This is a genomic window from Streptomyces sp. P9-A2, from assembly GCF_036634175.1.
Classification (GTDB): domain Bacteria; phylum Actinomycetota; class Actinomycetes; order Streptomycetales; family Streptomycetaceae; genus Streptomyces; species Streptomyces pratens.
On the sequence record NZ_JAZIFX010000001.1, the window covers coordinates 1,002,936 to 1,019,882 of the forward strand.

Here is a 16,947-nt window from a genome sequence, read left to right on the forward strand (position 1 = left end):
GCCGCACGACCCGGCGGAGCGCCGCTACGGGTTGTCCCCGGGTGCTCTGGCGGCCCGGGTGTCGGCGTCGGTGAGCTCCTCCAGCTCCCCCATGGTGTCGAGCCGGTAGAGCAGCACCAGCGCCGGGCCGACCAGCACGATCGCGATGACCGTGACGATCACCAGCCAGCGCAGGGTGTGCGCGGCGCCGGCCGCCTCGGTCACGGTCAGCGAGGTGGGCAGCAGGTAGGGCCGTTGCGCGAAGCCCCAGGCGCCGACGGTCAGGGCGACGCTCGCCACCGAGGTGTAGCGGGACCAGCCGTGGGAGCGGCGCAGCATGAGCAGCACCGTGGCCAGACCGCAGACCGCGGCCAGGACGACCAGCAGCAGGCCCCAGCCGCCGGTGAGGCCCTCCCAGACGTACCGGGCGTCGTCGTGGGTGACGGGCAGGGCGACGAGCGCGAGGACGACGACGGCGGCGAAGGCGAACAGAGCCCGCACACGAAAGTAGTCGACGAGGTCGTCCGCGCCGAAGCGTCGGGCGTCGGAGCAGAGGAACACCGCCCCGAGGAACGCGGTGGCGGCGATGGCCAGCAGCCCCGTGAGGACGGAGGTCGGATTGGCCCAGGCGTCCGCTGAGGCGGTCGTGCCCACCGCGACCCGACCGGAGGCGATGCCGCCGAGCACCGCTCCGAAGAAGAACGGCGTGAGCAGTGAGGGGATGGCGAACGCCGCGCCGTAGATCCGTCGTTGGGCCAGTCGGCGGGTCGGCTTGCGCAGGGCGAATCCGGCGCCGCGGAGCACCAGCCCGACGGCGGCGAGGGCGAGTGGCAGCCACATGGCCGCAAAAACGGCCTGGAACATCGTCGGGAAGCCTGTCCACATGACGATCAGGACGAAGATCAGCCAGACGTTGTTGGCCTCCCAGACCGGTGCCATGGCGTGGTCGATCAGCCGACGGGGTCGCTCGCCGCGCTCCGCCCCGCCGGCCATCAGGTCCCAGAAGCCGGCGCCGTAGTCGGTGCCCCCGGCGCAGGCGTAGGCGGCGATCGCGAGCACCATCACCCAAGCAATGAGATCGGCCATCAGAGTGCACCGCCGGGGGTGCGGTCGGACCCGCCACCTGGCGCGGCCCCGGTGGCCGTGGGCTCCGGCTCGCCTCTGGGCCCGTAGGGGGTGTCGGTCTCCGGGGCCATGCCGCCGTGCGCGGCGGCATGGCCCTCGTCGGCGATGCGCCAGCGAGTTCGCATCTTCAGGACGACCGCGAGGAACGCGCCGAAGACGGCCACGTACACGACGATGACGATGGCGAGCATCGCCCACAGCGATTCGGCGCGGGTGTCGGTCACTGCCTCCGAGACCCTCATGTGGTTGTAGACGATCCAGGGCTGGCGGCCGACCTCGGTGGTGATCCAGCCGCACTCGACGGTGACCAGGCAGGCGGCCCCCGCGAGCGCGGCGCAGCGGTAGAACCAGCGGCTGCGGGGGTTGTCCCGATGGCGCCACCAGGACCAGGCGTACCAGAGCGCGAGCAGGATCAGCAGGCTGCCGATGGTGACCATGATGTCGAAGGCCCAGTGGGCGATGGTGGCCTGAGTCGCCGTCGGGCGGTCGCTCGCGGCGACCGACGACAGGCCCGTCACCTTGGTGTCGGGCCTGAATCCGGCGAGGATCGAGTCCAGTTGGGGGATCTTGAGTCCGCCGGAGATCGTCCCGTCGGGGTGCAGTCGTCCGAACATGTACTCCGGTACGTGGGTGTCGGTCTCCCAGACGAGCTCCATGGCGGCGAACTTGATCGGCTGCTTGTGGAAGACGGCGCGAGCGGCGGAGTCGCCGAGCATGAACTGGACCGGTGTGAGGATCGCGGCCACGGTGAACGGCAGCGTGAAGCCGAGTCGGTGGTAGCGGTCGCGGCGCCCGCGCAGCCAGCCGACCGCGTACACGCCGGCGACCAGGTAGCCGGCGGTCAGGAACATCGCGACCACGAAGTGCCAGTACTCCGGGCCGAAGATCGGTGTGAAGATCGCCTGTCGCACATTGACGTTGACGGGATTGCCCTGGGCGTCCAGTTCGAACCCCTGCGGGGTGTTCATCCAGGAGTTGGCCGCGATGATGCCGAACGCCCCCATCAAAGCCGTCAGCGGCAGCGGTACGGCCAGCCAGAAGTGTGTCCACGGCTTGAGCCGGCGCCAGCCGTAGAGGTAGATCGCGATCAGGACGGCCTCGAGGAAGAACGCCCAGGCCTCGATGCCGAACCCGAGGCCGAAGACGTCGCCCCAGCGGCCCATCATGCCGGGCCACAGCAGGCCGAGTTCGAAGGACAGCACGGTGCCGGTGACGACGCCGACGGCGAACTGGACGGCCATCACCGCCGACCAGCGCCGGGCGAGCGTGAGGGCGACGGGATCGTTGCGGCGCAGCCCCCGGTGGTGCATGAGCAACGTGATGAACGGCAGTGCCACACCGAACGGGACCAGCAGGATGTGCGAGGCCAGGGTGAAGGCCATCAGCTCGCGAGCCGGCAAGAGCTGGGCCGGGGTGCTGTTCGCCAGAAGGGCAGCTGTGCTGAGCATGTGCACCTCGATGGTCTGCCCTGCGGGGGTGGCGGGGCTGAGGAGGGACAGGATTCGGAGGGGCGCCCGTAGAGGGCCGGCCGGGGCCGTCGTCAGGGAGGCGGCGGAGGCGCCTTCGGCCCGGGCGCCCGGGTGGCCGACGCGTCGGTGTCGGGCATGGTGAAGGCGCGTTCACGGCGCGAGCTGCTGGCGAAGGCGACGGACCAGCTGAGCACCGCTCCCAGCCTGCTGCGGAATCCGGTGAGGAAGGCCAGGTGGATGAAGAGCCAGGCGAGCCAGCCGGTGAAACCCGAAAGATGGAGCGGGCCGGCCTTGACGACGGCCCGGCCGCGGGCGATGTAGGCGGCGCTGCCGAGATCCACGTACTTGAAGGGCTTCGGTTTCTTCGTCCTGCCTTCCACGGCGTGGCGAACCATCCGGCCCGCGTACGCACCGGACTGCATGGCCACCTCGGCCAGGCCCGGCAGCCGGTTCAGGCTCATCACGTCGCCCGTGACGCGGATCTCCGGATGGCCGGGGACGGTGAGGTCGGGTTCGACCAGGATGCGTCCGGCCCGGTCCTGGTCGGCGCCGGTTGCCCGCGCCAGCGCGGCGGCGACGGGTGGCGCCTCGACCCCGGCCGTCCACAACACGGTGCGTGCGTCGAACCGGGTCGTCCTGCCGTCATGGTGACGTACCGTCAGGCCGTGCTCATCGATGTCGGTGACCATCGTGCCCAGGTGAAGCTCCACGCCGAGGTTCCGCAGGGTCCGGGCCGCACGGTGGGCCAGTGGGTGGCCGAATGCCCCCAGCACCTCGTCGGATCCCTCGAAGAGCAGCACCCGGGCCTGGGCGGAGTCGATCGTCTGGAACTCCCGGTCGAGCGTGTGGCCGGCGATCTCCCGGATCTGTCCGGCGAGTTCGACACCGGTCGGCCCGCCGCCGACGAGCGCGAAGGTGAGCCACTGCCGCCGTTCCCGGTCGTCTGCCGCCGTTTCGGCCATCTCGAACGCCCGGTAGATCCGTCGGCGGATGTCCAGCGCGTCGTCCAGCGTCTTCATGCCGGGCGCGTGCGCGGCGAACTCGTCGTGCCCGAAGTAGGACTGGCGCATGCCGACCGCGACGATCAGATCGTCGTAGGGCAACTCGACAGCTCCGCCGTCGGGCCGCCGGGCGTGGACCAGCCGGGCTTTGACATCCACGTCGGTGGCCTCGGCGAGCAGGCAGCTCACGTTGTGGTGACGACGCAGGACCCCGCGGAGCGGTTGCGCGATCTGCCCCTCGGACAGGATGCCGGAGGCGCACTGGTAGAGCAACGGTTGGAAAAGGTGGTGGGCGCGGCGGTCGACCACAGTCACCGCGACCGGTGACCGCCGCAGGGCGCGAGCGGCGAACAGCCCGGCGAACCCCCCGCCGAGGATCACCACCCGGCGGGGCGTGACGTGGTCCTGCATCGGGGATCAGCCTCCGGTGGCGAAGCCGGGGAAGAGCGTCATTCCGCCGTCGACGTAGAGGGTGGTGCCCACGACGTAGTCGAGCAGGTCGGATGCCATGGCGACGACGGCGTTGGCGATGTCGTCCGGGTCGCCCACGCGGCGGTACGGGATGAGGCGCAGCAGGTCGGCCTCAGCCTCGGGGGTGGACCAGGCGTCGCGGTTGATCGGGGTGCGGATGGCGCCGGGTGCGACCGCGTTGACCCTGATCCGCTGGGGGGCCAGCTCCTGGGCGAGGGTCTGCATCAGCATGCCCACACCGCCCTTGGAGGAGGCGTAGTTCACGTGCCCCGACCACGGGACGATCTGGTGGACCGAGCTCATGCAGATGATCTTCCCGGCCGACCGGGACACTTCCTCCACGACGCCGCGCCGGATGAACTCCTTGGCGGCCTCCCTTGCGCACAGGAACTGGCCGGTCAGGTTGACATCGATGACCTTCTGCCACTGGGCGAGCGTCATCTCCGTCACGGCCGCGTCCCGCTGGAGGCCCGCGTTGGCCACCATGATGTCGATGGTGCCGAACTCCTCGACCATCCGCGCGACCATGGCGGTCACCTGGTCCTCGTCGGACACGTCGGCCTCGTGAGCGTAGGCGCGGACCCCGAAGCCCTCGATCTCCGCCACGACCTTGTCGGCATCGTCCGCACCGACGACGTAGTTCACCACGACGTCCGCTCCGGCCCGGCCCAGGGCAACGGCGGTCGCCAGGCCGATGCCCGAGTTGGCACCGGTCACCAGCGCCTTCTGGCCCCTGAGAAGCTGCGCGGACACCACCCCGCGGCTCTCGCTGACGTTTCCTGCCACCACGATCTCTCCTTCTGCGTTGCGGACGGAAGCCCTCAGCAACCGGACGACGCGCAGGAGAATGGCTGGACGTCGGCCGGCCCGTCAGGACCGACACAGGAGCCGTCGCACACCCGGCCCCCCCGACGAAAGCACCCTGCGCCGCGGGTGGGACGGACCGGCGCGCAACGCAGCCGCACTTCGACCGGGCACGTCACACGGTCGGGCTACGAGCTGCTCCCGAACCCTGCCCAGGCTGGTGTCATGAGGGCCTCGTGATGGACACCGAGTTCTTCAGCCATGCGGCGGATCACGGGCTTCGGCTCCGCGGCGCGATACATCCGCACCGCACGCTCACGCAACTCCAGCGGGTACTTCCTCGGGGCAGGCATCAGCAGGGCTCCTCCCTGAGAGTCCTATCTGACCTACTGTCACCACTCCCCGCATCTCGGGGGAACCTCAGCCTGCCGAGTGAGCATGCTGCCCGCGCCGCTGCGGCCGAGCTTTCCGGGATGGGGCACCGTCTGACGGCAGTGCGGGTCCATGATCACTTCCGGTTTGTTCCATCCAGCTTCTGGTACGGCAAGCCGTCGATGGACCCGGAGCTGGAGGGGTGGTGGCAGGTCTTCTCGCTGGCCGTCTGCAGCGGGTACGAGCGCATGGCTCTCGAGCCGTTCCTCCGCGGCGAACGAATTCGGGTGGCCTCCATGGCCCACACCCACGGCGGCTTTCAGCAGGGGCACAGCGAGGGGCATGCTGCGACTCTCGAAGCAGTCTTCACCAGGGATGGCCTGGTCCATGACCAGCCCGGCGCCGAGGTCGCCCTTCCCATTCCTCTGCCCGAGGATCCCGCGCGACCTCCGGCTGGTCCGCCGTGGAATTGCGGCGGAGTCGGCGAGCCCGCAGCGGTGGTCCAGGCCGTGGTGGCGGCCGCAGAACGCATGTACGGCAGTGCGGAGAACGCGCCGGACGCCGTGGGGTGGCTGCTCGATGAGGAGTTCGCGTTCGGCGAGCCCTACGAGACGACGGGCGAGTTCCTCGGCGATCTCGCGGATGCCGTAGCCCACCAAGGCACCTGCACCGACACCACGGCCGAGGCTGTCCCCTTCCTTACGGAGCTGGTCTGTGACGACAGCGTCGCTCCCGGCAGCCGGTTGGCTCTGCTCGGCGACCTGTTGCGGCTCGCTGCCTCGGGGCCGGCGGCAGCAGTCTCCTCGGCCGACCGCGTCACAGCACTCGGGTGCGGCTGGGAGGAATCCGCAGCTGAGTACCTGACACGGCGGGCCATCGTCAGCGAGCTGCCGAGGCTGCTGTCCCGGTGGGAAGACGAGAGCGGTGCCGTCCGATTCGCTCTCGCCGCCCTCACAGCGGTCTGTAAGGCTCATGACCAGCACGCACCGTCGATGTTGGCCACGCTCCCGGCTCCAGCAGACAGCTCCCGCGCCGACGTCGTGTCGCTCATGGCAGCACTTCTCAGTGACGACCGGGAAGGCTTGGTATCGACACTGGACCGGCTGGCCGCCTGGCGTTACCGAGAAGGCCGCCGGCCCGAACGTGGATCTTCAGAATCTGGGACTGTCCATCCTTCCAGCCCTCATCCTCGAAGACGTGAGGCCAGGGATCACAGCGGGGGCGTGATCCATCGAAATCGTGTGTACCCCGTGCCCCTGCACGCAGCGAAACAGCTGGACCTCGACCACCCCCAATACCGGCGGTCGGCGCCGCCCGGGGAACAGGGAGACGAAGCCGCCGACGAGTAGCCGCAGGACGCACGCCATCGGCAGGGCCGGGAGGAGCTGTCCCTCCTCCCGGCCCTGCCTATGACGGGGAGCAGCCCGCGATGTCCACCCTCGGCACGGAAATCGTTCGCCGGACAGGCCGGCGCTCTGCTTGGCTCACCCCATGAGCGATCTTCACATCCGCTGCGCCGCCCTCTCGGACATCGACACCGTGCTGCGGTTCTGGCGCGACGCCGCGGAAGGAACCAGCATCAGCGACGACCACGACGGGGTGGCCCGACTCATCACACGAGACCCCGAAGCCCTGCTCCTCGCAGAACGCGACGGCATCCTCACCGGAACCGTCATAGCCGGCTTCGACGGATGGCGATGCTCCGCCTACCGACTCGCCGTACACCCCGACCACCGTCGGCAGGGCATCGCCACCGCCCTGCTGGAAGCCGCAGAACAACGCTTCGCCGCCCTGGGCGGGCGACGCGTCGACGCCATGGTCCTGGAAGCCAACGAACAGGCCCACCACACGTGGGCCGCGGGTGGCTACCATCGCGAGGACCGCTGGCGGCGCTGGGTCAAACCGTTGTAGGCGATGTTTGTGATCAGCCAGGATTCGACGGCTGGCGCTGCCACCTGTACCGCCTCGCGGTGCACCCGGACCACCGCAGGCAGGGCGTCGCCTCGGCGCTGCCGGCCGCTGCCGAGGAGCGGTTCGCGGGCCTCGGCGGGCGCCGCGCGGACGCCATGGTGCTGCGGCGCAACGAGACCGCGCACCGCGCGTGGGACGCCGCCGGGTACGCGCCCGAGGAACACCGGCGAAGCTGGGTCAAGCCGCTGCCGGGCCGCACCCCGGACGGCAGGCCCTGAACCTGCGGGCGGACGGCGGACGACCTCGCCGGAGACCTTTGCTGGTCCTTTACCCTGGGAGGGTAACTCGGTCCTTCATGAAAGGTTGTGTGCGTCCGCCCATGGGCGAGCCCCCCAGTAGAACGCGGCATCGAAGCACCCGACGTCGCCGCACATCACATCGCATACTCATCCGCTTCCGGTTCGGTCGTGGGGCGGGGGTGGCCCGATGACCGAGGTACTCCTTCTCCTGGTGGCGATCCTGCTCTCCCTCGCGTGCGGCGCGTTCGTCGCGGCCGAGTTCTCCCTCACCACGGTCGAGCGGTCCGACCTGGAACGGGCGGCGGAGCGCGGCGAGCGCGGCGCCCCCGGTGCGCTCAAGGCCGTACGGAACCTGACCTTCCAGCTCTCCGGCGCACAGCTCGGCATCACGGTCACCAACCTGGTGGTCGGCATGCTCTCCGAGCCGTCGATCGCCGCGCTGATCTCCGGCCCGCTGGAGAGCGTCGGTGCCTCCGAGTCGGTGGCGAGCTCCCTGGCCCTGGTGCTCGGCACCGCGCTGTCGACCGTCTTCCTGATGGTGGTCGGCGAACTGGTGCCCAAGAACTGGGCGATCTCGTCGCCGCTGGCCGTCGCCAAGAACGTGGGCAACGCGCAGCGCTGGTTCAGTGCCGCCTTCCGCCCCTTCATCTCGCACCTGAACAACACGGCCAACCGCATAGTGCGCCGCTTCGGTGTGGAGCCCGCGGAGGAACTGGCCTCCGCGCGCGGCCCCCAGGAGCTGGCGGCGCTGGCCCGGCACTCCGCCAAGGCGGGCGCCCTGGAGGCCGACACTGCGGAGCTGTTCGTCCGTACCCTGAACCTCGCCGATCTCACCGCGGAGAACGTGATGACCCCGCGCGTCCAGGTCGTCGCACTGGAGGTCCAGGCGACCTGCGAGGACGTGGCGAACGCGACCCGGGCGACGGGCCTGTCACGGTTCCCGGTGTACCGCGGCACCTTCGACTCGGTGGTCGGCACCGCGCACATCAAGGACGTACTGGCGGTGCCTGCCGAGCGCCGCACCCGGGTCCGCGTGTCGGAGATGATGCGCGAGCCGCTGCTGGTCCCGGAATCACTCACCGTCGACCGGCTGCTGGACCGGCTCTCCGGCCGGCGCACCATGGCCGTGGTGATCGACGAGTACGGCGGTACGGCGGGCGTGGCCACACTGGAGGACATCGTCGAGGAGGTCGTCGGAGAGGTCCGCGACGAGCACGACCCGCACGAGACCCCCGACCTGGCCCGGACGGGTTCGGACGAGGAGGGGCACGACCTGTTCTCGGCCGACGGCTCCGCGCGCGTGGACCAGCTCGCGCGGGTGGGCCTGCGCGCGCCGGACGGGCCGTACGAGACCCTGGCCGGGCTCGTGGCCACCGAGCTGGGCCGGATCCCCGCCGTCGGCGACACCCTGGAGGTAGCCGGCTGGCGGATGGAGGTACTGGACGCCACCGGCCGCCGCGCGGCACGCGTACTGCTGCACGCGCCGCTCGCCGACGCGCACCCGCAGGACGCTGCCGGCGAAAGCGTGGGCGCCAGGTCGAGCACGGGGTCGGACGGCGGGACGGACGGCAGGAGACACGGCACGACGCGTGAGAAGAGGGCCCGGCGATGATTGCCGTACAACTGCTGATCGGTCTGGCGACGCTGGTCGTCAACGCCTTCTTCGTGGGTGCCGAGTTCGCGCTGATCTCGGTGCGCCGCAGCCAGATCGAGCCGTATGCCGAACAGGGCGACCGGCGAGCCAAGAACGTGCTGTGGGGCCTCGAGCACGTGTCTGCCCTGATGGCGGCCGCGCAGCTCGGCATCACGCTGTGCACCCTGGTCCTCGGTGTGGTCGCGGAGCCGGCCATCGCGCACCTGTTGGAACCGGCGTTCCATTCGCTGGGCGTGCCGGCCGGCGCGGGGCACGCGGTGTCCTTCGTGATCGCCCTGTCGCTCGCGACGTATCTGCACATGCTGCTGGGCGAGATGGTGCCGAAGAACATCGCCCTCGCGGAACCCGTGCGCAGCGCGCTGCTGCTCGGTCCGCCGCTGGTGGCGCTGTCCCGGGCGCTGCGCCCGGTGATCTTCACGATCAATGCCTTCGCCAACACGCTGCTGCGGCTGCTGCGGGTCGAGGTGCGCGACGAGATCGTGGCCACCTTCTCCGACGCGGAGCTGGCGCAGATGGTGAAGGACTCCGGCGAGGCGGGCCTGATCGACGACCGCGCGCAGGAGCGTCTGAACGACGTGCTGGAACTCGGCCGCCGGCCGGTGCGGGACGTGGTGCTGCCGCTGGAGAGCGTGGTCTACGCGCGCGTGGGTGTCACTCCCGAGGGGCTGGAGCAGCTCTCGGCCGAGTCCGGGTACTCCCGCTTCCCGGTGGTGGACGAGGGCCGGCGGATCGTCGGCTACCTGCACGTGAAGGACGCTCTCAACGCCTCACCGCGCGACATGCCGTTCCTGCTGCGGGACATGCGCTCCATCGCACGGGTGCGGGAGAGCACGCCGATGGACGACGTCCTCACCGCGATGCGCGGCAGCCGTACGCACCTGGCGGCCGTGCTCGGGTCGGACGGGCGGCTGGCGGGGCTGGTGACGATGGAGGACGTGCTGCAGAAGCTGTTCGGCCAGCGGGCCTGAGCGATGCCCGGCCGGGAGGACCGGCGGGCCCGGACGAACCCGGCCGGGGACGGACGGAACCGGGCCGGGGACGGAGCACGAGGGCCGACATGCCTGGAGCAGGAAGGAAACCGACCGACCGACCGCCGGGTATGCGCACGGGATATCATCTCTGTCGCCATGCAGACGAACCCCACTCACACCAGCCTGGTCGCGGTCGGCGACTCCTTCACCGAGGGCATGTCGGACCTGCTGCCCGACGGCACGTACCGGGGGTGGGCCGACCTCCTCGCCTCACGGATGGCGGCCGTCGCTCCCGGGTTCCGGTATGCCAATCTCGCGGTGCGCGGCAAGCTGATCCGCCAGATCGTCGACGAGCAGGTGGAGGAGGCGGCGGCCATGCGGGCCGACGTGGTCACCCTGGTCGGCGGGCTGAACGACACGCTGCGGCCCAAGTGCGACATGGTCATGGTGCGGGACCTGCTGACCGAGGCGGTGGAGCGGCTGGCCCCGCACTGCGAGCAACTGGTGCTGATGCGCAGCCCGGCACGTCAGGGCCCCGTGCAGGAGCGCTTCCGGCCGCGCATGGAGGCGCTGTTCACCTGTGTCGACGAGCTGGCCGAACGACACGGCGCGCTGGTCGTGGACCTGTACGGGGCGCCCTCGCTCAGCGATCAGCGGCTGTGGGACGTGGACCGGCTGCACCTGACGGCCGACGGGCACCGCCGGGTCGCGGAGGCGGTGTGGCAGACACTGGGCTACCCGCCCGAGGACCCCGAGTGGCAGCTGCCCCCGGCGGCCACGCTGCCGCCGAACTGGTCTGCGCGCCGGGTCGCGGACGCCAGGTTCGCACGGCAGCACCTGCTCCCGTGGATCAGCCGCCGCCTCACCGGCCGCTCCTCGGGCGACGGTCTCCCGCCGAAGCGCCCCGAGCTACTGCCGTACGACGTGCGGTGACGGCGGGGGAGCGCTCCCTCGCCTCGTACCTTCCTCCGAATCACCCGTGGCGCCGACCTGCACGAATCACCAGTAAACTCCGTGCACGTGACTGCTGCGCCCGCCAAGCCCCGTATCCCGAACGTCCTCGCCGGACGTTACGCCTCCGCCGAGCTCGCCACGCTCTGGTCGCCCGAGCAGAAGGTGAGGCTGGAGCGACAGCTCTGGCTCGCCGTACTGCGGGCGCAGAAGGACCTCGGTGTCGAGGTGCCGGACGCCGCGATCGCCGACTACGAGCGGGTCCTCGACACCGTCGACCTGGCCTCGATCGCCGAGCGCGAGAAGGTCACCCGGCACGATGTGAAGGCACGGATCGAGGAGTTCAACGACCTCGCCGGGCACGAGCACGTGCACAAGGGGATGACCTCCCGCGACCTCACCGAGAACGTGGAGCAGTTGCAGGTCCGGCTGTCGCTGGAGCTGATGCGCGACCGTACGGTGGCGGTGCTGGCCCGGCTCGGCAGGCTGGCCGGTGAGTACGGCGAGCTGGTCATGGCCGGCCGCTCGCACAATGTGGCGGCCCAGGCCACCACGCTCGGCAAGCGCTTCGCCACCGCCGCCGACGAGCTTCTCGTCGCGTACGGCCGACTGGAGGAGCTGCTGGGCCGTTATCCGCTGCGGGGCATCAAGGGCCCGGTCGGTACGGCGCAGGACATGCTGGACCTGCTGGGCGGCGACGCGGACCGGCTCGCGGAGCTGGAGCGGCGGATCGCCGGGCACCTGGGGTTCGCCGAGGCGTTCACCTCGGTCGGCCAGGTATATCCGCGGTCGCTGGACTACGAGGTGGTGACCGCGCTGGTGCAGCTGGCGGCGGCGCCGTCGTCGCTGGCGAAGACGGTCCGGCTGATGGCCGGGCACGAGCTGGTCACCGAGGGCTTCAAGCCGGGCCAGGTCGGCTCGTCCGCGATGCCGCACAAGATGAACACCCGCTCCTGCGAGCGCGTCAACGGTCTGATGGTGATCCTGCGCGGCTACGCCTCGATGACCGGGGAGCTGGCGGGCGACCAGTGGAACGAGGGCGACGTGTCCTGTTCGGTGGTGCGCCGGGTGGCGCTTCCCGACGCGTTCTTCGCGCTCGACGGTCTGCTGGAGACGTTCCTGACGGTGCTCGACGAGTTCGGCGCGTTCCCGGCGGTCGTCGCCCGGGAGCTGGACCGCTATCTGCCGTTCCTCGCCACCACCAAGGTGCTGATGGGCGCGGTGCGCGCGGGTGTCGGCCGTGAGGTCGCGCACGAGGCGATCAAGGAGAACGCCGTCGCCACGGCCCTCGCGATGCGTGAGCGGGGCGCCGAGCGCAATGACCTGCTCGACAAGCTCGCGGCCGACGAGCGGATCCCCCTCGACAGGTCCGCACTGGACGCGCTGATGGCGGACAAGCTGTCGTTCACGGGTGCCGCGAGCGCCCAGGTCGCCGCCGTCGTGGGCCGTGTCGACGAGATCGTCAAGCAGCACCCGGAGGCCGCCGGCTACACGCCTGGGGCCATTCTCTGACCCGCTCGCCCGGGTCCTGCCGTCGGCTCGCGTCGTCCGTCGCGTGACGGACGGGAGCGTGACGGACGGGAGCGTGACGGACGGGAGCGTGACGGCAGGACCGGGGAAGGGCCGGGGCCTGATGCGTGCGGGCCCCGCCCTCGGAACCCCCGTGGGGTCCTGAGGACGGGGCCGGGCGCTGCGGCACGGGTCAGATCATGTCCTGGCCGTTGCGACGGGCTTCGAGCCACTCGCGGAAGAATCCACGGCTGATCACGAACAGGACGACGGCCACGACGACGGGCCACATCAGGACGTAGACGCTCAGGGCGACGGTCACGGTGCCTCCTCTTGTCTCACTTGGTGTGTGCGGCGGGCTCGAGGTCGCCCGCGTCCGGGGAGCCTCCGGGCTCCTTCCCCCGGCCCGGGATGCCGGGCGTTTCGACGGCCGCCGCGGCCGCGCCGCCGTCGTCGAAGTCGCCGGTGCGCTGTGCGATGACGGCGAAGTCGAATCCCTGCCGGTTGCGTACGGACATGCCCCAGCAGATGACGGTGCTCACCGAGTAGGCGACGAGCGAACCGCACAGCGTCGCGTACTCGTGCAGGGATCCGATGGCGAACGGCGCGGAGACCAGCACGGCCAGCACACCGACGATCTTGGCCGCCTTGGCGCCCAGGAAGCCGAACACCATCAGGCCGAGGACGACACCGATGCCGATGACCGCCAGCACGTCCACGACGATGCCGAAGGCACCGTCCACGGGGATCCAGCTGAAGCGCACGGGCAGGAACACCGCGAGGGCCGCGAGCACCGAGGTGGTGAAGGCCCTGCTGGTGACCTTCTCCCAGTAGAAACTGGCCAGCACCGGGAAAACGAGCGCGCCCCACAGCGCGCCGACGAAGACCAGCAGGTCGAGGATGCTCAGCTGGAGGCTGGCGAAGGTGACGGCCAGTGCGGTGGCCACCACCATGGTGATCCGGCCGACCAGCAGCATCGTCTTCGGGTCGGCCTTCTCCTTGCCGACACCCTGGCCGTAGACGTCGGCCATGGTGATCGACGCGAGGGCGGCGAGATCCGCGTCGGCGGTGGAGGACAGCGCGCCGACGATCATGATGAAGAACAGGGCCAGCAGCGCGGGCGGCAGGTATTCGGCGGCCATCTCGGGGATGAGGTTGTTGAGGTCGCCACCGGACGGTTCGAAGCCCAGGTAGAGAGCCAGTACGCCGAGCATGCCGATGCCGATCACCATGGCGCCGTATCCGATGGTCGCGGTGATGAAGGTCGGCTTGATCAGGCTCTCCTTCACCGCGAAAAGCCGCTGGGCGATGGTCTGGTTGCCGATCGCGTAGGCCAGCACCGCGGCGATGTAGGGGGCGCCCTGCCCCATGAAGGCCTCGCTGGAGAAGAAGTTGCCCTGCTGCGGGGTCAGGTTGTCCGCGCCGGTCTCGAACGCCGCGGGGAAGCCGGCCGCGAAGAAGATGAACGGGACGATCACGGCCACGGCACCGAGCATCGCGACGACCTGCACGAAGTCGGTCATGACGGAGGCGCGGAACCCGGACCACAGCGTGTAGAGGAGAACACCCGCGGCGACGCAGATGACGCCCTGGATGAAGTTGAACGGTGACAGGAGCGAGATCAGCACGCCGCCGGCGATGAAGTTGGACATCAGGCTGATGAGGCTGCCGACGACGTTGGAGCCCGCGAGCATCAGCTGGCTGGAGCGGCCGTGGCGGGCGTACATGACTTCCGCCAGGGTGTGCGCCTTGGGGGCGACCTTACGGATGCGCCTGCCGAAGGGGTAGATGAAAAGGATCATCAGGGCGCCCCAGAGCCCGTAGTGGATGGGGCCCGAGATGCCGTAGGTGTAACCCGACGTGGCGGACGCGTACATCGAAGCAGCCCAGATCCACGTCGCCGTCATGCTGGCGGCCGAGATACCGAATCCGATGTTGTTGCCGGCCGTCATGTACCCGTCGGCGTTCTCCTCCTTCTTGCCGATACGGGTCGAAATCAGAAAGGTCCCCCCGTAGAAGAGGACCAGCAGACCGACAACGACCAAGGCGCTGAACTGGGCTGTATCCGTTCCGCCCGACACACGCCACCTCCTTCGACTCGTACGAGCCCGGCGTCAGCGACCGCACCGAGGACTCGCCCAGAACACGCCAAACGCACCCCTGCGCCGGAGGCGCAGGGAGGTACTCCAGCCCGCCGCCCGACGTGTCGCCGCTGAAGCCGGGGGCGTTCGCAAAACAGCGGGCCCTTTGGGCCCGCAAACCGGCCGCAAGGCGTCGGCTTCTACCGACGGGGCGACCTTCAATCCAACCGGAGATCCACGGAGAGCTGCCCCGCAGGTATGCGAGGCAGCAACTTGATGTTTACACTTCAACACTGATTCTGTCTAGCTTCGCTGTCCCCGCGTCAGGCCCTTTGCATCTCCTTCTTTACAAGTCACAACTGCGATGTACAGGCCGATTTGACCCAGGATGACTCCCTGACGGCGTGGGGCGTACGCGGGTGACCGGGTGCCGTCGAGTCCCGTGGAAGGGTCCCTGAGGGACCGGCGGCCGAGTCGCCGCGTGCGGTCCGGACCGGGCGCCGGTACGGCGACACGGTGGCCCGGTCCCACGAAGCAGTCGTCCGACGGGCCGTGCTCCACCGGGAAAAGGGCGAAGCACAGCCCGTCGATGAGAGCGACGTGCTGTGCGATGCTCATGGATCCGGTGAACCCGACGGCGCCGGCACTTGACGCGGTATCAGGATCCCGTCCGTCAGGCGTCCCGGCGGCGCAGGCTCCAGACCCCCGCCAGCAGCGCCGCGGCGGTCCACAGGGCGGTCACTCCGAGCCCCGACCAGGGTCCGAGGGGGCCGTCGTACGTCTGCTGGAGGATCACCTGTCCGGCCCGGTCGGGCATGAACTCGATGGCGGTACCGGCCGCGTCCCCGATCACGAACGACACGATCAGGATGAACGGGATCAGCAGGGACAGCGTCGTCACGCCGCTGCGCAGCAGGGTCGCGAGTCCGGCCGCGAACAGGGCCATCAGCATGAGGTAGATGCCGCAGCCCACGACCGCGCGCACCTGCTCGCCCGTGGTGAGCCCGTCCGCCGCCGGGCCCAGCGTCGCCCTCGCCGCGAAGAGGGAGGCCAGGGCGGTCAGCAGGCCGACGGCGAGCGCAGGCAGGGCGATGGCGGTCATCTTGGCCGCGAACCAGTGCCCGCGCTGCGGGACGGCCGCCAGCGACAGTCTCAGCGCACCGTTGCGGAACTCGGCCGACACCGCCATGGCACCGAAGGAGATCGCGGCGATCTGCCCCAGGAAGACCCCGAACTGGGTCGTGAACAACGGGTCGAACTCAGGTTCCGACGTGCTCGACGTACCGGCGAGCGCGGAGAGCGCGGTGGTCGTCACGAACAGCACCGCCAGCGCGCCCAGAAGCGAGCGGAGCGTGCGGATCTTCAGCCACTCGGCGTGGAGTACGGGTGCGAACTGCATGGTCAGGCCTCCTGGGGCGGTGCGACGAACTCGGTCTCGGCTGCTGTGATGTCCAGGTAGGCCTGCTCCAGCGTGCCCTCGTCCGCGGCGAGTTCGAGGATCGGTACACCCGCGGCGGAGGCGAGGCGTCCGATGTCGTCCACCCGCGCGTCCGGCACGGTCCAGTGCCCGTCCGGGTGTTCCGCCATGGCGTGGCCCTCCCTGGCGAGCGCGTCCTTGAGGGCGGTGGGGTCGGAGGTGCGGACGCGGACGGTGGGCCGCACCCGTGCGCGGATGAACTCCCGCACCGGGGTGTCGGCCAGCAGCCGGCCCCGCCCGAGGACGACCAGGTGGTCGGCGAAGGAGGCGGTCTCGTTCATCAGGTGGCTGGAGACCAGGACGGTCCTCCCCTCGTCCGCGAGGCGGCGCAGCAGGGTGCGGATCCACACGATGCCTTCCGGGTCGAGCCCGTTGGAGGGCTCGTCGAGCATGACCACCTCCGGGTCACCGAGCAGCGCGGCGGCGATGCCCAACCGCTGGCGCATGCCCAGGGAGTACGTCCGCACCCTGCGCGTGGCCGCCGAGGCCAGGCCGGTCTCCGCCAGTACCTCGTCGACCCGGCGGTCCGGGACGCGGTTGCTCACGGCCAGGACACGCAGGTGGTCCCGGCCCGTGCGGGAGTCGTGCGCGGCCTGCGCGTCCAGCAGGGCACCGACGCGGCGCAGGGGTTCGCGCAGTGTGGCGTAGTCCTGGCCGCCGATGGTGGCGGAGCCGGATGTCGGCCGGTCGAGACCTAGCAGCAGCCGCATGGTGGTGGACTTTCCGGCGCCGTTGGGGCCGAGAAACCCGGTGACGCGGCCGGGCGGGACGTGGAAGGTGAGATGGTCGACGGCGCGCCGGCTGCCGTACTCCTTGGTCAGGTCGTGGACGTCGATGCTGGTCATGTGTGCCAGCCTGGCCGCCGACAGGAGG

General features: G+C 70.1%; 15 protein-coding genes and 1 pseudogene. 7 read left to right on the forward strand and 9 right to left on the reverse strand.

Annotated features, from left to right (window positions below):
* Positions 1-24: 24 nt before the first annotated feature.
* The 5 genes from V4Y04_RS04490 to V4Y04_RS37670 all read right to left on the reverse strand — a co-directional run bounded on the left by V4Y04_RS04490 (position 25) and on the right by V4Y04_RS37670 (position 5,202).
* Positions 25-1,065 carry a cytochrome d ubiquinol oxidase subunit II gene (locus V4Y04_RS04490; RefSeq protein ID WP_332426001.1) on the reverse strand — a complete coding sequence of 347 codons (1,041 nt, stop codon included), beginning with the start codon at positions 1,063-1,065 and terminating at the stop codon, positions 25-27.
* Entirely contained in the window at positions 1,065-2,552 is a 1,488-nt protein-coding gene (locus V4Y04_RS04495; protein WP_332426002.1) for a cytochrome ubiquinol oxidase subunit I, read from the reverse strand. Before V4Y04_RS04495 ends, V4Y04_RS04490 begins: the two co-directional genes overlap by 1 nt.
* Positions 2,553-2,644: 92 nt before the next feature.
* The gene (locus tag V4Y04_RS04500; RefSeq protein WP_332426003.1) at positions 2,645-3,985 is read right to left on the reverse strand and encodes an NAD(P)/FAD-dependent oxidoreductase; all 1,341 of its coding nucleotides are present in this window, start codon (positions 3,983-3,985) and stop codon (positions 2,645-2,647) included.
* 6 nt (positions 3,986-3,991) lie between these two features.
* A complete protein-coding gene (locus V4Y04_RS04505; protein ID WP_332432707.1) occupies positions 3,992-4,831 on the reverse strand; it encodes an SDR family oxidoreductase in 840 nt (279 codons plus the stop codon).
* Positions 4,832-5,037: 206 nt separating this feature from the next.
* Positions 5,038-5,202: a transposase gene (locus V4Y04_RS37670; protein WP_443079949.1), complete on the reverse strand. Its 165-nt coding sequence runs from the start codon at positions 5,200-5,202 to the stop codon at positions 5,038-5,040.
* 120 nt (positions 5,203-5,322) lie between these two features.
* Here V4Y04_RS37670 and V4Y04_RS04510 point away from each other — a divergent pair, with 120 nt between their 5' ends.
* From V4Y04_RS04510 to purB, 7 genes and pseudogenes are all read left to right on the forward strand, one after another.
* Complete coding sequence (locus V4Y04_RS04510; protein ID WP_332426004.1) at positions 5,323-6,570, forward strand: hypothetical protein; 1,248 nt, start codon at positions 5,323-5,325, stop codon at positions 6,568-6,570.
* 142 nt (positions 6,571-6,712) lie between these two features.
* Complete coding sequence (locus V4Y04_RS04515; protein ID WP_332426005.1) at positions 6,713-7,132, forward strand: GNAT family N-acetyltransferase; 420 nt, start codon at positions 6,713-6,715, stop codon at positions 7,130-7,132.
* 17 nt (positions 7,133-7,149) lie between these two features.
* Positions 7,150-7,410 (forward strand): annotated as a pseudogene (locus V4Y04_RS04520) (GNAT family N-acetyltransferase); the annotation flags it as partial.
* Positions 7,411-7,618: 208 nt separating this feature from the next.
* Positions 7,619-9,043, forward strand: coding sequence for a hemolysin family protein (locus tag V4Y04_RS04525; protein ID WP_332426006.1), 1,425 nt, complete (start codon positions 7,619-7,621; stop codon positions 9,041-9,043).
* Positions 9,040-10,053, forward strand: coding sequence for a hemolysin family protein (locus V4Y04_RS04530; RefSeq protein ID WP_332426007.1), 1,014 nt, complete (start codon positions 9,040-9,042; stop codon positions 10,051-10,053). Before V4Y04_RS04525 ends, V4Y04_RS04530 begins: the two co-directional genes overlap by 4 nt.
* Before the next feature lie 159 nt (positions 10,054-10,212).
* On the forward strand, positions 10,213-10,989 hold the full coding sequence (locus tag V4Y04_RS04535; protein ID WP_332426008.1) for an SGNH/GDSL hydrolase family protein: 777 nt from the start codon (positions 10,213-10,215) through the stop codon (positions 10,987-10,989).
* A gap of 87 nt (positions 10,990-11,076) precedes the next feature.
* Positions 11,077-12,519, forward strand: coding sequence for an adenylosuccinate lyase (gene purB / locus V4Y04_RS04540; protein WP_332426009.1), 1,443 nt, complete (start codon positions 11,077-11,079; stop codon positions 12,517-12,519).
* Between the two features lie 190 nt (positions 12,520-12,709).
* Here purB and V4Y04_RS04545 read toward each other — a convergent pair whose 3' ends face one another.
* From V4Y04_RS04545 to V4Y04_RS04560, 4 genes are all read right to left on the reverse strand, one after another.
* A complete protein-coding gene (locus tag V4Y04_RS04545; protein ID WP_332426010.1) occupies positions 12,710-12,838 on the reverse strand; it encodes a putative transporter small subunit in 129 nt (42 codons plus the stop codon).
* A gap of 16 nt (positions 12,839-12,854) precedes the next feature.
* Complete coding sequence (locus tag V4Y04_RS04550; protein WP_332426011.1) at positions 12,855-14,597, reverse strand: sodium:solute symporter family transporter; 1,743 nt, start codon at positions 14,595-14,597, stop codon at positions 12,855-12,857.
* A gap of 673 nt (positions 14,598-15,270) precedes the next feature.
* Positions 15,271-15,996 (reverse strand): ABC transporter permease, encoded by a 726-nt coding sequence (locus V4Y04_RS04555; RefSeq protein WP_332426012.1) that lies wholly within the window; start codon positions 15,994-15,996, stop codon positions 15,271-15,273.
* Positions 15,997-15,998: 2 nt separating this feature from the next.
* Entirely contained in the window at positions 15,999-16,919 is a 921-nt protein-coding gene (locus V4Y04_RS04560) for an ABC transporter ATP-binding protein (protein WP_332426013.1), read from the reverse strand.
* Positions 16,920-16,947: the final 28 nt, after the last annotated feature.

Coding starts and splice junctions, on each gene's coding strand:
- V4Y04_RS04490 (WP_332426001.1), bottom strand. CDS start 1,065: ATGGCCGATCTCATTGCTTGGGTGATGGTGCTCGCGATCGCCGCCTAC.
- V4Y04_RS04495 (WP_332426002.1), bottom strand. CDS start 2,552: ATGCTCAGCACAGCTGCCCTTCTGGCGAACAGCACCCCGGCCCAGCTC.
- V4Y04_RS04500 (WP_332426003.1), bottom strand. CDS start 3,985: ATGCAGGACCACGTCACGCCCCGCCGGGTGGTGATCCTCGGCGGGGGG.
- V4Y04_RS37670 (WP_443079949.1), bottom strand. CDS start 5,202: ATGCCTGCCCCGAGGAAGTACCCGCTGGAGTTGCGTGAGCGTGCGGTG.
- V4Y04_RS04510 (WP_332426004.1), top strand. CDS start 5,323: ATGGGGCACCGTCTGACGGCAGTGCGGGTCCATGATCACTTCCGGTTT.
- V4Y04_RS04515 (WP_332426005.1), top strand. CDS start 6,713: ATGAGCGATCTTCACATCCGCTGCGCCGCCCTCTCGGACATCGACACC.
- V4Y04_RS04525 (WP_332426006.1), top strand. CDS start 7,619: ATGACCGAGGTACTCCTTCTCCTGGTGGCGATCCTGCTCTCCCTCGCG.
- V4Y04_RS04530 (WP_332426007.1), top strand. CDS start 9,040: ATGATTGCCGTACAACTGCTGATCGGTCTGGCGACGCTGGTCGTCAAC.
- V4Y04_RS04535 (WP_332426008.1), top strand. CDS start 10,213: ATGCAGACGAACCCCACTCACACCAGCCTGGTCGCGGTCGGCGACTCC.
- V4Y04_RS04555 (WP_332426012.1), bottom strand. CDS start 15,996: ATGCAGTTCGCACCCGTACTCCACGCCGAGTGGCTGAAGATCCGCACG.
- V4Y04_RS04560 (WP_332426013.1), bottom strand. CDS start 16,919: ATGACCAGCATCGACGTCCACGACCTGACCAAGGAGTACGGCAGCCGG.